15 protein-coding genes and 3 pseudogenes are annotated in these 16,184 nt (G+C 66.9%); 7 read left to right on the top strand and 11 right to left on the bottom strand.

Translation table 11 applies throughout. The features are described 5' to 3' along the window. Nucleotides 1-5 precede the first annotated feature (5 nt). Nucleotides 6-794: pseudogene (locus I6J71_RS26215) on the top strand (IS3 family transposase); the annotation flags it as partial. 273 nt (nucleotides 795-1,067) lie between these two features. Here the strand turns inward: I6J71_RS26215 and I6J71_RS48885 are convergent. Further along, nucleotides 1,068-1,175: an SDR family oxidoreductase gene (locus I6J71_RS48885; protein ID WP_239155444.1), complete on the bottom strand. Its 108-nt coding sequence runs from the start codon at nucleotides 1,173-1,175 to the stop codon at nucleotides 1,068-1,070. 154 nt (nucleotides 1,176-1,329) lie between these two features. Between I6J71_RS48885 and ilvD the strand changes: the two genes are divergently transcribed. Next, nucleotides 1,330-3,027: a dihydroxy-acid dehydratase gene (gene ilvD, locus I6J71_RS26205; RefSeq protein WP_204089281.1), complete on the top strand. Its 1,698-nt coding sequence runs from the start codon at nucleotides 1,330-1,332 to the stop codon at nucleotides 3,025-3,027. Between the two features lie 42 nt (nucleotides 3,028-3,069). Here the strand turns inward: ilvD and I6J71_RS26200 are convergent, their stop codons facing one another. From I6J71_RS26200 to I6J71_RS26185, 4 genes are all read right to left on the bottom strand, one after another. Continuing rightward, nucleotides 3,070-3,582 carry a pyridoxal-phosphate dependent enzyme gene (locus I6J71_RS26200; RefSeq protein WP_204089280.1) on the bottom strand — a complete coding sequence of 171 codons (513 nt, stop codon included), beginning with the start codon at nucleotides 3,580-3,582 and terminating at the stop codon, nucleotides 3,070-3,072. A gap of 150 nt (nucleotides 3,583-3,732) precedes the next feature. Next, nucleotides 3,733-4,530 (bottom strand): lyase family protein, encoded by a 798-nt coding sequence (locus I6J71_RS26195; protein ID WP_204089279.1) that lies wholly within the window; start codon nucleotides 4,528-4,530, stop codon nucleotides 3,733-3,735. A gap of 231 nt (nucleotides 4,531-4,761) precedes the next feature. Further along, nucleotides 4,762-5,031, bottom strand: a complete 270-nt coding sequence (locus tag I6J71_RS26190; RefSeq protein ID WP_204089278.1) for a hypothetical protein — start codon at nucleotides 5,029-5,031, stop codon at nucleotides 4,762-4,764. Nucleotides 5,032-5,176: 145 nt separating this feature from the next. Next, nucleotides 5,177-5,317: an MbtH family NRPS accessory protein gene (locus I6J71_RS26185; RefSeq protein WP_370542229.1), complete on the bottom strand. Its 141-nt coding sequence runs from the start codon at nucleotides 5,315-5,317 to the stop codon at nucleotides 5,177-5,179. 50 nt (nucleotides 5,318-5,367) lie between these two features. On the opposite strand from I6J71_RS26185, the gene I6J71_RS48880 reads away from it, so the two are divergent. Continuing rightward, on the top strand, nucleotides 5,368-5,541 hold the full coding sequence (locus tag I6J71_RS48880; RefSeq protein ID WP_239155632.1) for a hypothetical protein: 174 nt from the start codon (nucleotides 5,368-5,370) through the stop codon (nucleotides 5,539-5,541). A 45-nt stretch (nucleotides 5,542-5,586) separates the two neighbouring features. Here the strand turns inward: I6J71_RS48880 and I6J71_RS48875 are convergent. From I6J71_RS48875 to I6J71_RS26170, 3 genes and pseudogenes are all read right to left on the bottom strand, one after another. Beyond that, nucleotides 5,587-6,084, bottom strand: a pseudogene (locus I6J71_RS48875) (transposase family protein); the annotation flags it as partial. 71 nt (nucleotides 6,085-6,155) lie between these two features. Beyond that, a protein-coding gene (locus I6J71_RS26175; protein WP_204097254.1) for an IS5 family transposase occupies nucleotides 6,156-6,952 on the bottom strand; the annotation gives its coding sequence in 2 pieces (ribosomal slippage) (nucleotides 6,156-6,622 and nucleotides 6,622-6,952; 798 coding nt in all). A 102-nt stretch (nucleotides 6,953-7,054) separates the two neighbouring features. Continuing rightward, complete coding sequence (locus I6J71_RS26170; protein ID WP_239153915.1) at nucleotides 7,055-8,452, bottom strand: M1 family metallopeptidase; 1,398 nt, start codon at nucleotides 8,450-8,452, stop codon at nucleotides 7,055-7,057. 635 nt (nucleotides 8,453-9,087) lie between these two features. On the opposite strand from I6J71_RS26170, the gene I6J71_RS26165 reads away from it, so the two are divergent. The 4 genes from I6J71_RS26165 (at nucleotide 9,088) to I6J71_RS26150 (ending at nucleotide 13,793) form a co-directional block, all read left to right on the top strand. After that, nucleotides 9,088-9,306, top strand: coding sequence for a hypothetical protein (locus I6J71_RS26165; RefSeq protein WP_204089276.1), 219 nt, complete (start codon nucleotides 9,088-9,090; stop codon nucleotides 9,304-9,306). A 129-nt stretch (nucleotides 9,307-9,435) separates the two neighbouring features. Further along, nucleotides 9,436-9,849: a hypothetical protein gene (locus I6J71_RS26160; RefSeq protein WP_204089275.1), complete on the top strand. Its 414-nt coding sequence runs from the start codon at nucleotides 9,436-9,438 to the stop codon at nucleotides 9,847-9,849. A gap of 21 nt (nucleotides 9,850-9,870) precedes the next feature. After that, nucleotides 9,871-12,051 (top strand): molybdopterin-dependent oxidoreductase, encoded by a 2,181-nt coding sequence (locus I6J71_RS26155; protein WP_204089274.1) that lies wholly within the window; start codon nucleotides 9,871-9,873, stop codon nucleotides 12,049-12,051. Nucleotides 12,052-12,101: 50 nt separating this feature from the next. Further along, nucleotides 12,102-13,793 carry an FAD-dependent oxidoreductase gene (locus tag I6J71_RS26150; RefSeq protein ID WP_204089273.1) on the top strand — a complete coding sequence of 564 codons (1,692 nt, stop codon included), beginning with the start codon at nucleotides 12,102-12,104 and terminating at the stop codon, nucleotides 13,791-13,793. A gap of 97 nt (nucleotides 13,794-13,890) precedes the next feature. Here I6J71_RS26150 and I6J71_RS26145 read toward each other — a convergent pair whose 3' ends face one another. The 3 genes and pseudogenes from I6J71_RS26145 to I6J71_RS26135 form a co-directional block, all read right to left on the bottom strand. Continuing rightward, nucleotides 13,891-14,931 carry an IS110 family transposase gene (locus I6J71_RS26145; RefSeq protein WP_204089272.1) on the bottom strand — a complete coding sequence of 347 codons (1,041 nt, stop codon included), beginning with the start codon at nucleotides 14,929-14,931 and terminating at the stop codon, nucleotides 13,891-13,893. A 221-nt stretch (nucleotides 14,932-15,152) separates the two neighbouring features. Then, nucleotides 15,153-15,515, bottom strand: a pseudogene (locus tag I6J71_RS26140) (integrase core domain-containing protein); the annotation flags it as partial. 85 nt (nucleotides 15,516-15,600) lie between these two features. Further along, nucleotides 15,601-16,047, bottom strand: a complete 447-nt coding sequence (locus I6J71_RS26135) for a PaaI family thioesterase (RefSeq protein WP_204089271.1) — start codon at nucleotides 16,045-16,047, stop codon at nucleotides 15,601-15,603. Nucleotides 16,048-16,184: the final 137 nt, after the last annotated feature.

The raw sequence follows: 16,184 nt of genomic DNA, 5'->3' as shown, positions 1-16,184 counted from the left end.
GCGTGATGCGAGTGCGTATTTCGCCTCCGAGATCGGCCAGACCGGAGGTGATCCTGCGGTTCGTGCACGAACACCCGCAGCACCCGGTCGGTCTCGTCCTACGGGTCTTGGGCATCGCGTCCTCGACCTTCTACGGGTGGCTCAAGCAGGCGAAACAGCCCTCGGCCCGGCGGGCGGCCGACGACGGCCTGCTGGCCGAGATCGTCGAGATTCACACCTGCTCGGGCGGTACCTACGGTGCGCCGCGGGTGCACGCGATGCTGCGCCGCCGGGGCATCGCGGTGGGCCGCAAGCGGGTGGAGCGGTTGAGGCGCCAGGCCGGGTTGCAGGGCGCGTTCCTGCGCAAGAAGTGGCGGGTCGGCTCCACCCGGCAGGATCGGCGGGCCACGCCGGCGCCGGATCTGGTCAACCGGGACTTCACCGCGGTCGAGCCGAATCGGTTGTGGGTGGCCGACGCGACCCGGATTGTCACTGGTCAGGGGGTGTTTTGGCTCGCTGCGGTCCGGGATGCGTTCTCCAACCGGATCGTGGGCTGGAAGTGCTCGGATCGCTGCGACACCGAGCTGGTGCTCGGCGCGCTGGAGTATGCGGTGTGGTCACGGCAGGTCCGGGAGGGCCAGTTGGTCCACCATTCGGACAGAGGATCGACCTATACGGCGTTCCGGTTCTCGAATCGGTTGGCGGACAACGGGATCGCGCAGTCGATGGGAACGGTCGGCGACAGTTACGACAACGCGTTGATGGAGAACTTCTTCTCCACGCTCAAGACCGAGTTGGTCTATCGAACCAGTTGGCGGACAAGGGAAGAAGCCGAGAACGCCCTGTTCGCCTACATCGATGGGTGTACAACACCCAGCGGATACAGAAGAAGCTGGGCTGGCGCTCGCCCGCCGAGTACGAGGCCAGCTACCATCAACCCGTCCCCGCCGGAACCAGATAATTCGCTCTCCGGCCGAACGGGGGAACCTCACACCGGCAGCATCCACGAGGCCAGCACCGCGCGGGCCGCCGCGTTCATGAGCGCGTTTTCCATCCTCGATGGTGTTCGGATCGGCGTACTCGCCTTGTCAGTGCGCGGTCCATCCGCCGTCGATGGACAGCGAGGCGCCAGTGATGAACGAAGCCTGCGGGCCAATCAGGTACAGGACCAGTTCGGCGATCTCATCCGGTTCCATGAACCGCTTGATCGCGCACCGAAGAGATGTTGACGATGCGTCCCCAGCCCTGCTTGTACATATGCGGCAGCGCCCCGCGGATAAGCCGGAATGGTTTGTCATCCGTGACAAGTCTTTGGTACTCCTCGTGGCAGTGGACCGCTAGGCTCCGTTCATGGACGAGACTCCGGACATCAAGCCGCGCAGTCGCGACGTCACGGACGGCCTGGAGCGCACCGCCTCGCGCGGGATGCTGCGGGCCGTGGGCATGGGTGACGACGACTGGGTGAAGCCCCAGATCGGTGTCGCTTCTTCGTGGAACGAGATCACGCCGTGCAACCTGTCACTGGACCGGCTGGCGAAGGCAAGCAAGGACGGCGTGCACGCCGCGGGTGGCTACCCGCTGGAGTTCGGCACGATCTCGGTGTCCGATGGTATCTCGATGGGCCACGAGGGCATGCACTTCTCCCTGGTGTCGCGTGAGGTGATCGCGGACAGTGTGGAGACCGTGATGCAGGCTGAGCGGCTGGACGGCTCGGTGCTGCTGGCCGGCTGTGACAAGTCGCTGCCCGGAATGCTGATGGCGGCCGCCCGGCTCGACCTCGCCAGCGTGTTCCTCTATGCCGGTTCGATCCTGCCCGGCCGGGTCAGGCTGTCGGACGGCGGCGAGCGCGAAGTCACGATCATCGACGCGTTCGAGGCAGTCGGTGCCTGCGCCAGGGGCCTGATGAGCCGCGCGGACGTCGGACTGATCGAGCGCGCCATCTGCCCCGGCGAAGGCGCCTGTGGCGGGATGTACACGGCGAACACGATGGCCAGTGCGGCCGAGGCACTGGGTATGTCGCTGCCCGGCAGCGCGGCTCCGCCGGCGACGGACCGGCGGCGTGACGGGTTCGCGCGGCGGTCCGGTCAGGCGGTGGTCGAGATGCTGCGCAAGGGGATCACCGCTCGGCAGATCATGACCCGAAAGGCGTTCGAGAACGCGATTGCCGTGGTGATGGCGTTCGGCGGTTCCACCAACGCGGTGCTGCACCTGCTCGCCATCGCGCACGAGGCGGAGGTACCGCTCAGCCTGGACGACTTCACGCGGATCGGTGCGCGGGTGCCGCACCTGGCCGACGTGAAACCGTTCGGACGGCATGTGATGACCGACGTCGACCGCATCGGCGGCGTGCCCGTGGTGATGAAAGCGTTGCTGGAAGCGGATCTTCTGCACGGCGATTGCCTGACCGTGACCGGGTGCACGGTCGCCGAGAACCTGGCCGAGGTCGCGCCGCCGGACCCGGACGGCACGGTGCTGCGCGCGATGGCCTCGCCGATCCACCCGACCGGCGGAATCACGATCCTGCGTGGTTCCCTGGCGCCGGACGGCGCGGTCGTGAAGTCCGCCGGTTTCGACTCGGACGTGTTCACCGGCACCGCCCGGGTGTTCGATCGCGAACGCGCCGCGATGGACGCGCTGGAGGACGGCACGATCATCGCGGGCGACGTCGTCGTGATCCGCTATGAGGGCCCCAAGGGCGGGCCGGGGATGCGGGAGATGCTCGCCATCACCGCGGCGATCAAGGGCGCGGGGCTCGGCAAGGACGTCCTGCTGCTCACCGACGGCCGTTTCTCCGGTGGCACGACTGGCTTGTGCGTCGGCCATGTCGCCCCGGAGGCAGCCGACGGCGGGCCGATCGCCTTCGTCCGCGATGGCGATCCCGTCACCCTCGACGTCGCGACCGGCATGCTGGACCTCGGCGTGGATGCCGCCGAGCTGGCGGCCCGCCGCGCGGGCTGGACGCCACTGCCCGCCCGCTACACTCGCGGCGTGCTGGCCAAGTACTCCAGGCTCGTCGGCTCGGCCTCCCAGGGCGCTGTCTGCGGGTAACTCAGTCAGGACTGCGCCCGGCGATCCGGCCGGGCGCAGCGGTCATGCTCCGACTTCCTTCATCACCCGCTGGATGTCGGCGCCCAGCACGGCGCGATCTCGCTGTCGGAGAGACGGTCTCGGACCAGCTCCCGACCGATGTCGCCGAAGTTCTCCGTGGGGTTCTCCACTCCGTCCACATAGGGCACCTTGCCAGCCGTGCGCCGTCATCTTCGGCACCACGTCCACCTCGGCGCCGAGGCTGCGCAGCTTGGCCAGGGTGATCTCGTCGATGCGCGGGTCGGTGACGATGTGCACGGGGTGCCCGAGGGAGGTACCGACGAGGAGGACCCCGAGCGCCATCGTCCCGGACGAGCTCTCCACGATGTGCGCGCCATCGGCGAGCATCCCGGTCCGCTTGGCTTCGAGGATGATCTTCCGCGCGACGCGATCCTTCATCCCGAACGGGTTCTGCAGCTCCAGTTTCGCGTAGACCTCGACCCCGGGGGCCGTCGGCAGGTCCAACCGGACCCAGGGGGTGTGCCCAATGGCGTCGATCATGCCGGAGAAAAGCATCGGCTTCTTTCCTCTGCTCGCTTGAGGGGCGTTGTGGTGGGGGCATTTCCCAGGGTCGGCATCAGGACGCGGTCACGAGATCAGCGAGCCGCCTCAGCGCGCCGCCGACCCTGGCGAGGTGGGCTTCGCGGCGAGCGGTGAGCCGTTCGCTCACGGCTTCCTGCTCGAGGAGAAAACGGCCTTCACCGCGTCGCTCGCCGTGGAGCCAGGGGTGATCTTCTCGTGCAGAGCGGCATCCACGTCGAAGACTCCGGCCAGGGTCCGGGCACGGATCGGTGACCGGCCACCCCGTTCGGCAGCGACCTTGGCCTGGGCCGCGGGATCGATGTCGGCGGGCGCGAGGCCGCGGTCGAGTGCGTCCACAATGTACCTACCGGCGACCACCTGGGCTTCCCGCCAGGGGATGGCGTCGCGCAGGCAGAGCCGGTTGGCGAGGGTGAAGCCGCCCATGAACTCCCGGGCGCAGGCCGCGCGCATCGGCTCCGCCCGGAACTGGAGGTTCTCGACCACGAACGTGAGCAGCCGCAGCATCGTCGACGCCGTCGCCAGTGCCGTGGCCACGTGCCGGTCGGCCTCCTCGGACACTTCCACCATGTTGGCGAACGGGGTGGCGGGTTGCGCCAGCAGCACGTCGAAGCGGTAGCCGCTCAGGTGGGCGGTCATCCCACGGATCCGTTCCAGCACCGGGTAGTTCTTCTTCTGCGGCATCGCCGAGGAGATGCCGGAGAGCTCGTCCGGCAGCTCGATGAAGCCGTATTCCTGCCCACCCCACGTCATCAGGTCGGTGACGAACCGGCTCAGCGCGCTCCCGGTCAGCGACAGCTCCGCGGTGACCTCCGCCGCCCAGCCGCGGCCGGCCACGGCGGACAGCGCGTGCGCGCACGGCCGCTGGAAACCGAGCAGTGCCGCCATTCGCGGCAGGTCCCAGGCGAGCTCCTGCCCCGACATGGCGCCGGCGCCGAGCGGGCACCCGTCGATACCGTCGTAGGTGCTCCCGCACTGTGCAGGAGCTGCTGGGAGGCAGCGGTGAGGTAGAAGCCGGGCGTGATGAGCTGAGCGGCCTGCAGGTGGGGGTAGCCGGGCATCGGCAGGTCCGTCGTGCGGGCTGCCAGGCTTCGGACGGCGGCTTCCGTGGCCAGCAGAAGCCCACGATCTCCAGGACCTGGTCGCGGGCGAACATCACCTGGGCGGTCGCCTGCAGTCGTTGCGGTTGCGGTTCACGTGCCAGGCGGTGACGGGGGCGGGCAGCGCGGCTCCGACGTGCCGTTCGAGGGCGAACGCGATGTCGGAGAAATTCTCCTCCGGCTCGGGTGCCACGGCGTCGGCGGTGACCGTGGGCGGCGCCGCGCCCAGCGCGCGACGCTCGTCGTCGGAGATCAGTCCCATTCGGGCGTACTCCAGCACCAGCACTTGCTCGATGGCGACGTAGCCGGGCAGCAGGTTCGCCACCTCGTACCGGAACTGCGGTTCGAGGACCTCCCGGTGGAGGATCTCGTTCGGACCTGCCGCGAGCCTGCCGGTCAGCGCCGGGCCTGTCGGATCCGGTTCCCGATCGGACAGGTGCGTCCCTTCCTAGTCCGGTGCCGCGTCAGTCCTACCGGGCCATCGCCTGCCGCAGGCTCAGCGGTCGCATGTCGACCCAGGTGCGGTCGATGTAGCCGAGGCACGCGTCCTTCTCGCCCGCCTCGCTCACGGACCGCCAGCCGGCCGGCACCTCGCGGCCCGCGGGCCAGATGGAGTACTGCTCCTCGTCGTTGACGACGACGTACCACTGCTGCGTTCGGCGTGCTGCTCGCGCTGCGGGGTGTCGGCGCGATCGTGGATCCGCAGGACGCGCACGGCGTTCGGGTTGTAGCCCTCGGCTCGGCCCGGCGGCGGAAGGTGCGCGGCAGCGGCTGCTCGTCGGCGGCGGTGACGCCGGGCTGGATGATCAGCAGCCACGTCGCGCGCACGCCATGACCCCAGGCGACGGTGGTGTTCTTGGTCTGTTCCCAGCCGACGTCGGTCGTGGTAGGCGGTGCAGTCGTTGCGGCTGCCCGGTTGCGGATTGCCGGTGGCGATCATGAATCTGGTCTCGGCGTGGCGTCGATGGCGACCTGCACGGTGGTGGGGTAGCGGTAGTTCTTCGACGGGGTGGTCAGCCGGTGATCGCGGGTCGGGGCCAGAGTGCCGTCGACGACCGCGACCGCATCGATCCGGCGTGTGCGGACCGGGGCCAGGCGCCAGCAGTGAGTCGATCGTGTCGCTTCCCCCGGTGCGCGGCGGAGTGCGATGCCCGAACAGCGGGCCGATCTGGCGCATGGTCAGGTTCGTCCGCCAATAGGTCGCGACCAGCAGAACCCGGTCTGCCAGGGGCAATGCCCACTGCCGGCCCGGCCGTCCGTCCGCGATCTCGTTTCCGCCCCGCTTGGCGACCAGCCGTATCGGCTTGCGGAGCTGAGCCGGTTCCCGCCCGGTGAACGGGGCAATCCACTCCGGCCGCGACGTTGTGATCACCTGCACCACACCGACCGGATCAACTACTGACCCAGCCAGCCCGACCCCGGGTTATGAGACATCCCTTAGAGCTTGTCTCATTTGGCGAGTTTCTTGTGGCAGGTGATGGTGGCGGCGAGGGTGAGGAAGCCGAGGTAGTGGCCGGCTTTGCGTTCGTAGCGGATGGTCAGTCGCCGGTAGCCGGTCAGCCAGGCGATGGACCGTTCGATCACCCACCGGTGTTTGCCGAGTTTCTCGGCGGATTCGATGCCCTTGCGGGCGATGCGCGGGACGATCCCGCGCTGGCGCAGCCAGGCGCGCAGGGCGCGGATGTCGTAGGCCTTGTCGGCGTGGAGTTTGGCCGGTTTCCGGCGCCGCGGTCCGCGGCGCGATCGGATCGGCGGCAGCGCGTTGACCAGAGGTCTGAGCGCGTGGCTGTCGTGAGTGTTGGCCGCGGAGATCGCGACGGTCAGGGGCAGCCCGGCCCCGTCGGACAGTACGTGGATCTTCGAGCCCGGTTTGCCGCGGTCGACCGGGCTCGGACCGGTCAGACCGCCCCCCTTTTGGCCCTGACGGATGCTCCGTCGAGGACCGCGCGAGACCAGTCGATCAAACCCCGGCCGCCCAGTTCGTCCAGCACTGCCTGATGCAACTGCCGCCACAGCCCGGCCTCGGTCCATTCGGTGAACGTCCGGTGCGCCGTGGGCACCGATACCCCGAACGAGGGCGGCAGGTGCCGCCACGCACAACCACTGGTCAACACGAACACGATCGCCGTGAACACCGCCCGCGGATCAGTCCGCGCACGACCACCACCCTGCGGACGCTCCTTTGCCGGCGGGACCAGCGGTTCCACCAACGCCCACAAGTCATCGGGCACCAGCCGTTGCGACAGCGAGTCGATCACGGTACAAGATCATTGCAGCCCAGCGGGAAAGATCCAAACGAGACACGCTCTTAGGCGAGCGTGACGCGGTCGGTGTAGTCCATGGCGTGGTCAGAGTGCCGGCTTGCCCGCTTGGTAGAGCCAGGCCTGGAAGAACGAGTCGAGGTTGCGGTGGGTCAGTTGCTCGACGAACTGGATGAATTGCCGCGTCGAGACGTTGCCGTATCGGTGAGCGGTCGGCCACTGCGTGAGCACTTCGAAGAAGGCGCGGTCGCCGATCTTCATGCGCAGCGCCTGCAGTGCCATCGCGCCGCGGTTGTAGACGAGGTCGTCGAAGATGTGATCGCGTCCGGGGTCGGCGACTTCGCCGCTCCAGTCCTTCTCGTCGGCGTAGGCCTGCGCGAAGGTCTGCTGCACGGGGACGTTGTTGAATTTCTCCTGGTACAGCCACTCCGAGTAGGTCGCGAAGCCCTCGTTGAGCCAGATGTCCGACCAGTGCACCGGAGTGAGGCTGTCGCCGAACCACTGGTGGCCGAGTTCGTGGGCGAGCAGGTCGCCGTCGACCTCGCTGGTCCTCTGGTCGTAGACCGGCCGGCTCTGCGTCTCGAGGGCGTAGTGGACGCCGACGTCGGCGAGGATGCCGCCGGTCGAGTCGAACGGGTACCGCCCGTACATCGAGGATTCCCATTGGATGACCTGCGCCGTGGTCTCGTTGAACACCTTGCCCTGACCGGGTTTGGTGTCGATCGACTTGCCGATCGCGGTGATGTTCGGCAGGCCGCCGGCCGCCACGCCGCGGGTGACGTCGTAGTTGCCGATCGCGAGCATGCTCAGCTCGCTGGCCATCGGCTGGGTCATGGTCCAGCGGAAGGTGGTCTGGTGATCGTGCGTGGTGGTGGGCCCGGGTTCGCCGTTGGCCAGCACCGTGAGTCCGGTGGGGACGGTGATGGTCTGGGTGTAGGTCGCCTTGTCGTCGGTGGTGTCGTTCACCGGGTAGTAGGTCGCCGCACCGATCGGCTGGTTGAGCGCGACCGCGCCGTCCTTGGTGGCGACCCAGCCGGAGACGCCCAGCGCGGGGTCGTCGATCTTCTGCGGGACGCCGGCGTAGCTCACCGAGACGACGAACGAGCTGCCCTTCCGTAGACCGTGCGGCGGGGTGATCACCAACTCCTGGGCACCGCTGCGGCTGTAGGTGGCGTTTCGGCCGTCCACCGAGAGGCTGCTGATGTTCAGCGGTCTCTGGAAGTCCAGGTCGAAGCGGGAGAGATCCTGTGTGGCCGTGGCGAGGATCGTCGTGGTCGCGTTGATTGCTTTGGTTTCGGGGTCGAACGCCAGCCGGATGTCGTAGTGACTGACGTCGTAGCCGCCGTTGCCCATGTCGGGGAAATACGGATCCCCGGCGCCTGGAGCACCAGGGGAGTACAGGGGTGCTCGTGCCGGCGCCGCATCCGCCGGCGGGCTCGTCGCGGCCAGCAGACCGGCGGCCAGTGCGCCGGAGATGGTCAACAAGCGGCCACGGCTACGGTTGGCGACTCGCATTGGTTTGGTCCTCCTCGGCAGTCATCGACGCTGAAGAGTAGGACCGATCCGACACGCGGATCAAGTCTGTTGCGGCGGCTTCGAACGGTCGGTTCGGGCGGTTCCCGGGCCGGTCGTGCTGCTGAGGTTGCCGGGGCGATCGCTTGAGGCTCTTCCGTCGGAGGTTGCGCGCAACATCCGGCGGAAGAGCAGGGCGGCCTGTCCGACCACCGTTGGTGAAGGGCCACCACCGCGAAACCCAGCAGCAGTGTGTGGATCGAACGCAACAGCGTTAAGAAGTGCTCGCACGCCGGTTGTCGAGCCCATCGGTGTGGAGCGCTTCCCCGGTCCGACTGGCCATCGACGACCCAGTGGACACCGTCTTGGCAAGGACGATGAAGTCTGACCAGGCCCCGGTTCGTCCGCGACAGAGTCAAGTTCGGGACCTGGCGGTACACGTTCGTCACTGAGACCCGCGAGGGCCTGCCGTGGTGGGTTACGCCCTTGTCCCGTGTGCGCTGATCGTATGAACCTGGCCGCGTGCCCGGATCAGTTCATGATCCCCGCGCGGAGTTGTCTGGCACGGTGGTGCAGGTGAGGACGGGGGCATCACCGAACGTGACGCGTTGCGCCGCGACCTGCAGGCACTGCGCGCGCGGCGTGAAGCCGACGAACAGCAAGCTCGCCAGCTGGGTCGGCTGCAGGCCGAGATCGCCCAGACCCGGCGCGATCGTGATGCGGAGATGTCGGTGGAGATGGACCGCGCCCGGCGCAAGATCGACCGCGCCGGCGTGGATGCCGACGAGCTCATGGTCGCGGTATCGCGGCTGCTGATCCGGGTCTAGGTCGCCGAGCTGGGGGAGGGCGATCCACGTCCGCGTGCACGCGGCGCAGCGCGTGTTCTACGACGACGTCCGGGCCGCGCTGGAGGCCTTCGTGACCGCGGTGAACAGTGAAGACGAGGAGGTCTTGTCGTGACCCGCGGAAAAAAGGCCCGGTCGCGCCACGCCCAGGCCGAGCGGTCCGTCGCCGCGGAGATCCAGCAGTTGCGCCAGGAGCTCGAACAAGAGACCCTGCAGGCTGCCGAGGCTCGGGCCGGCGCGGAACGTACGGCCGAGGCCCGCCGCCAACTGGCCGAGGAACGACGCGTCTCGCAGCCTCGTCTGGCGGCCTGCATCGCCGAGGCGACGCGGCGGGCCGAGGGCGCGATCACGCAGGCCACCCAGTGGCACCGCGACGAGTACGCGAAGTCTCACTTCGCCGCTGCCGAGACTGTCCTCGCGATCCGTTGGGGACTTCCGCTGATCACCGACCAGCTCCGCGACGACTCTTCTGGACGCAGGGTCCGCGCAAGCCGGTCGTCAACGCACGTATTGACTGAGGTGTAGGATGCCGCTAGAGTCGGCTAAATGGTGGGCGAAGGGGCCGATTTTCGGCATTCGGTGTGTCGGGTTTGCAATAAGGGCTGCCCGATTATCGCCGAGGTCGTAGACGGGCGGCTGGTCTCGATAGCGGGAGATCCTGATAACCCTCTGTTTGCGGGCTACACCTGCCTAAAGGGCCGGGCCATGCCCGAAATTATCAACGGCCCGAACCGCCTCTTGCGCTCACTCAAGCGTAATCCGGCCGGTCATTACGAGCCGATCCCCTTCGGGCGTGCCTTGGATGAGATCGCACGACGTCTGCAAGCGATCTGCGAGGAACACGGCCCGCGTTCGATCGCTACTTATTACGGCACGCAGATGCAGAACATCCCGGCTGGCCCACTCATGAAGGCTTTCGCCAACGCGCTCGGGACGCCGATGAACTTCGGTGCTTTGTCAGTCGACAAGCCTGGGCGGCCCATCGCCTGGGCGATGCTAGGCCGGTGGATGGCGCCACCGCAGGGCTTCTCCGACCCGCGGGTGATCATGATGCTGGGGATCAACCCGTTCGTGAACGGCAACGGCGGGCTTCCGAACGGCCATCCCGCGAACTGGCTGAACGAGCGGCTTCGATCCGGCACCGAATTGATCGTCATCGACCCTCGACGCTCGGACGTTGCGAAGCGCGCCACGCTCCACTTGCAGCCTCGGCCCGGGCACGATATCCCGATCGTGGCTGCAATGATCAAGGTGATTCTGCAGGAAGGGCTTTACGACAAGAGGTTCACAGACGAGGACGTGCGAAACGTTGACGAACTCGCCGCAGCCGTGCGTCCGTTCGACGTCGGGACTGTCGCCGCGCACGCTGGGATCTCGGCGCACGATCTCGTTCGGGCTGCCCGGATCTTCGGACACGCCGGCCGCGGCTACGCCGTCGCTGGGACGGGCCCGCACTTCGCCGGACATGGCACCCTGCTGGAGTACCTGACTCTTTGCCTGGACACAATCTGCGGCCACTGGCTCAAGGCGGGCGAAACTATCGATCACCTCGGCGTGCTCACCGCGGCCAAGATACCCCGTGCGCAGGCGGCTGATCCTGCGCCGGCCTACGGTTACGGGGAGCCATCGCGTCTCCGGGGGCTCGGGCTCACGTCCGCTGGCATGCCGAGTGCAACTCTCGCCGAGGAGATCCTGCTCGACGGGCCAGGTCGAGTCCGTGCTCTGTTGAGTTGCGGCGGCAATCCGGTAGCTGCGTTTCCCGACCAGTTGCAGACAATCGACGCGATGCGAAACCTCGACCTGCTCGTCCAGATCGATCCGTTCTTGTCTCAGACGGCCGTCTGGGCCGACTATGTGATCGCGCCACGGATGAGCCCTGAAATGGCTGGTCACACTCTCAAGATCGAAGGGTCGAGCAGCATCTACGCGACAGGCTATGGCTTCCCCGCGGACTACGCGCAGTACAGCGACCCGATCGTGGAGCCGCCGGCCGGCTCGGAGGTCGTCGAGGACTGGGAAGTCTTTTATGGCTTGGCGCGGCGCATGGGCCTCTCTCTGACCGTCACCACGGCAGGCGGGGAGAAGGTGGCGCTCGATATGCAGCGTACCCCGACGCCGGACGAACTGGTGACGACGCTGTCACAGGGCTCTCGGGTGACGCTCGAGGAGCTGAAACGTCACCCGCACGGCGCGTTCTTCCCCGCCGATCCACCCGTCGTCGTCGAGCCGAAGGAGCCCGGCTGGACGGGTCGGCTGGATGTCGGCAATCTCGATATGTTGCGTGACCTCGCCGCGCATGCGCCGACTTCCGATGAGCCGGCAGATACTACCTACCCCTTCCGGCTCATCAACCGCCGGCTGATGCACGTGGTGAACTCCTCGTACAACGCTCACTGCGCTGACGGGTATCCCCCCGTCAACTCGGCCTTCCTGAGCGCGAACGATTTTGCGGCGTTGGACCTGGCCAAAGGTGATGAGGTCGCGATCGAGTCTGCGCACGGAGTAATTCGCGCCATCGTGGACGTCGATCGCGACCTTCGTGAGGGGACTGTCTCGATGGCGTTCGGTTTCGGAGGGACGCCGCTGGACGACGCGCGCGTCCGCGAGATCGGAAGCAGCGTCGCTCGGCTGCTCAGCACGACTGACTTCTTCGATCCATATTCGGGGCAACCGCTCATGAGCAACGTCCCTATTCGAATTCGTGCTGTTGAGAAACACTCGAGTTAATTGGCGATTTCGCCGGATCTGGACGCATATATCGGAGAGCGGAAACACCTGTGTCATACGTCATTCTCCAGCATTGCTGCAACGACGCTGCGTGCGTTTCCGCATGCCCAGTTGACTGCATTCACCCGCGGCCAGACGACCCGTCCTACGCGACGACGGAAATGCTCTATATCGATCCTGAGATGTGCATCGACTGCGGATCCTGTCAGGTTGCGTGCCCGGTAGATGCAATCCGTCCGGACTTCGCCCTGACGCCTGGCGAACTCGTCTTCGCTGAGCTCAACGCGGCGTACCATGAGCGTCGGCCGCAAGTAGCAGAACCGGCTCCAATCGCTTCAGAACCACGGATCCCTGCGACGGCCACGACGCGAGAACTCCGAGTTGCCATCATCGGATCAGGACCAGCCGGCTGCTACGCGGCCGAGGAACTCCTCTCGCGTCGAGACGTGTCGGTGCGTGTCGACATGTTCGAACGTCTGATGACGCCGTGGGGCCTCGTTCGATTCGGCGTGGCACCCGATCATCTGGCGACGAAGAAGGTCGTGGACGGCTTCGAGCGGATGACTCAAGACCCGAGATTTCGGCTATGGCTCAATGTCGAGGTCGGGCGTGACGTCTCGCCCGAGCAACTGTCCGAGCACTACCACGCCGTCATCTACGCGATCGGGGCGATGGAACCTCGGACCATGGGCATCCCCGGCGAGGACCTACCGGGCAGCCACTCAGCCACCGAATTCGTCTCCTGGTACAACGGACATCCTGACTACGCCGACCGGGACTTCGACTTGTCGGCCGATCGTGCGGTCGTGATCGGCAACGGCAACGTTGCCATCGATATCGCACGTGTACTGCTTAACAGCCCGGCCCGCTTGGCCCGCACCGACATCGCTCGGCACGCAGTCGAACTACTGTCGACCAGCCGCATCCGCGAGGTCGTCATCGTCGGACGTCGCGGCCCGGCCGAGGCGGCCTTCACGAACGGCGAGTTGTTGGGGTTGCTCAGCGTGCCCGAACTTGACGTCGTCGTCGACCCCGCAGGGCTCGACAGCATCCAGTACACCAATCGTCACTTGGACTTCGCGTCCGCGCAGAAGGTAGCTCGCTTGTCCGAACTCACGGGACGCCCACCCGGTCATGAACGGCGGGTCGTGTTTCGCTTCTGTGCATCGCCCGAGGGACTGCTCGGCCAAGATAAGGTGAGTGGGATCCGTCTAGTGCGCAACACGCTGGTTGCCGATGGCTCAGGCGTCCGAACCGTCCCGACGGACGAGTTCGACCAGCTTGAATGTGGGCTGGTCATCCGATCGGTCGGCTTCCGAGGCAACCCACTTGGATCCGTTCCGTTCGACGCGCGCCGCGGAACGATCCCGAATCGTAGCGGACGAGTCATCGACTTCGAGTCCGGTAAGCGTGTGACGGGCACCTATGTGACGGGCTGGATCAAGCGCGGCCCGTCCGGCGTCATCGGCACGAATAAGTACTGCGCGAAGCAGACCGTGGCATGCCTCGTGGAGGACTTCCTCGCTGACGTCTTGATCGAGCCAAACGCCAAACTTTTGGAGACCCCGTTGGAATTGCCTGCTGCTTTCGACATTCGAGCGTGGAAAGCAATCGACGAGCACGAGCTCAACGAGGGCAAACGGACCGGCCGTGCTCGGGCCAAGCTGGTCCACCACGCCGCACTGCTAGCCGTCGCCCGCCAGTCGGTCAGTGAACAGCGTCCTGTGCCCGATGACGTCTAGTTGTATGAGGCCCTGACGTTGGTGACGCCGGTGTGGAGCCGGGTGACCGGTGGCTGGTCTCCGGCGGCGGTGTGTGGTCGATGGTAGCTCCTCTCTGTCAAGCCGCGGCTGGTGTTGCGGCCCGTTGGTCGGCTGTGAGGTAGCGATAGATGACAGAGGCAAGCCGCCGTTTGAGGCAGCGCATGGCTTCGCGGTGTCCTTTGCCGTCTGCGCGTTTGCGCTGGTAGTAGGTCCTTGCTGGGGCGTGGCAGCGGACCTGGCTGAGGGCGATGAGATGCACTGCGTGGTTGAGCTGCCGGTCTCCGCAGCGGGATAGTCGGTGGCGTCTGACATCGCCGGAGGACACCTCGATGGGCGCGGTGCCGCAGTAGGACGCGAAGTGGTTGGCGCTGGGAAACCGGTCGAGCGATCCGACACGACCGATGATGCGCGCGGTCAGGATGGGGCCGACTCCGGGTAACTGCAACAACGCTGGGTCGGTCTCGGCTACGGCGTCTGCCACTCGTTGATCTGCGGTGGCGATCTTCTTGTCGAGATGGCGGACTTCGGCGACCAAGTCGACCGCGAGGGTCCGTCGGGTGGCTCGTGCCCCACGGGCCCGGCGGATCCGGCCGAGCAGCGCAGCGGCGCGGTCGGCCGTCAACGATGCAGGTGCTCCACCGTCAAGCAAATGCGACAGGAGGACATGCAGCCGATTGATGACCTGGGTGCGGCGTCGGACGGGCTCATCTCGGTGTTCAGTGAGCAGCCGCAGGGTTTCGGCGTGGTCGTCCTGACGATGCTGTCGGTCGGCGCCGGTGAGCGCGGCGACCGCGACTGAGCGGGCGTCGACCTGGTCGGTCTTGCGGCCGTGCCCGGTGGCCAGTTGGCGCACCCGGCTGCTGAGTTTGGACGGCACGTCCAGGACGGCGATGTCGTCGTCGATCGATCGCTGGGTCAACGGCCGGCTCAGGCCGCTGCTGCCCTCGATCGCCCAGCGGATGCCCGGCCAACGTCGGGCCAGGCGATGTAGTTCACGGTAGCCGGCTCGGCTTGCCGGCACCCTGAGTTCTTCGAGCAGCTGGTGTCGGCTGTCGACCACTACTGCATACCAGCTGGTCTTGTGTGGGTCGATGCCGATGACGACGTCACGGTCCATGCCAACCAGATTTCCCTTCGCTGAAACGGAAAGAAGCGAGGAGGGCAGACTGACGTCCGGCGTTGCAGACCTCTCTTGAGCCACTCCGCGCAGCGGGATCGCGGCGGGCGCAAGCTACCATTGAGCCAACCTTCGACGGCAGGTTGTAGTCGAGCAAACCCGGCCACGATCCCTTGACCTCAGACTGCAGCACCGAGGCCCGGGCCCATGCCATCACGTCAGTTGTAATGCACGTTCCAGACGGTCAGGGCCGTGGGGCGATGGGCTTCGCTGGTCCAGACGTGGGCGTAGAGGAACTCTTCGGCCAGGATCCGGTTGTAGCGTTCGATCTTGCCGTTGTGACGCGGGGTGTAGGGCGTGATCCGTTGGTGTCGGGCGCCGCGTAGCACGGTGGCGAAGTCGTTCGCGCGGTGGCAGGCGCCGTTGTCGGTGACGAGGCGGTGGATGTGGGTGATGACGTGGCGGGCGAAGAACGCCCGGGGGCGGTGGGTGAACCCGATCGCGATTCGGGCGGTTTCGTCGGGCAGGGCTTCGGTGTCGGCCAGGCGTGAGTAGCCGTCGACGGCGGAGTGCAGATAGGTGTAGCGGGCGGCCCGCGACGTCAGCTCACGGTCGATGAGCAGCGGGCGGCTGAGCAGCGTCGAAGTAGCGGCGCGACAAGATCGTCCGTCACGCCGCTGCGGGGAACACCGCGCACGTGGCCGTACCGTGGGCGTAGAGCTTGCCGTCGACGCCCTCCACCCGACCCTCCGCGGTGGCCATCGTGCGTCCGATGTGGACGACGGTCCCCGTGGCGCGCAACAACCCGCTGCGGGCTGACACCGGCCGGACGAAGTTCACGTTCAGCTGCGCAGTGGTCGTCGCCACCCCCGCCGGCAGCCGCGCGATCACGGCGGATGCCGTGGCGGCGTCGAGCAGCGTGGCGAGAAACCCGCCGTTCACCGTGTTCATCGGGTTGTATAGGTGCTCACCCGCCATCCCTTCGAACACGGCTGCCTCCGCCGTCGCGTCGACGAGCGCGAACCCCAGCGTCCGGCAGATCGCCGCTTGGGGGCTCCGCCCGTCGACCATCGCCCTCAGGAAATCCAGCCCGGTCAAGGGCTCCGCGACGGTCATGCGACCAGCCTGAGGCCTGTCAGGGCCCGGCGAAAGGCCGGCGCGGACCGGTATCAGTGACCTTTCGGGCAGCCGACGGGCTTCGGCCGGGACGTCCGCGGCCGACCCGCACTGGGGCAGGTCCGCCTTCGGCGGCA

This window comes from Amycolatopsis sp. FDAARGOS 1241, from assembly GCF_016889705.1.
Taxonomy (GTDB): domain Bacteria; phylum Actinomycetota; class Actinomycetes; order Mycobacteriales; family Pseudonocardiaceae; genus Amycolatopsis.
This window is presented reverse-complemented; position numbering and strand designations above follow the sequence as displayed.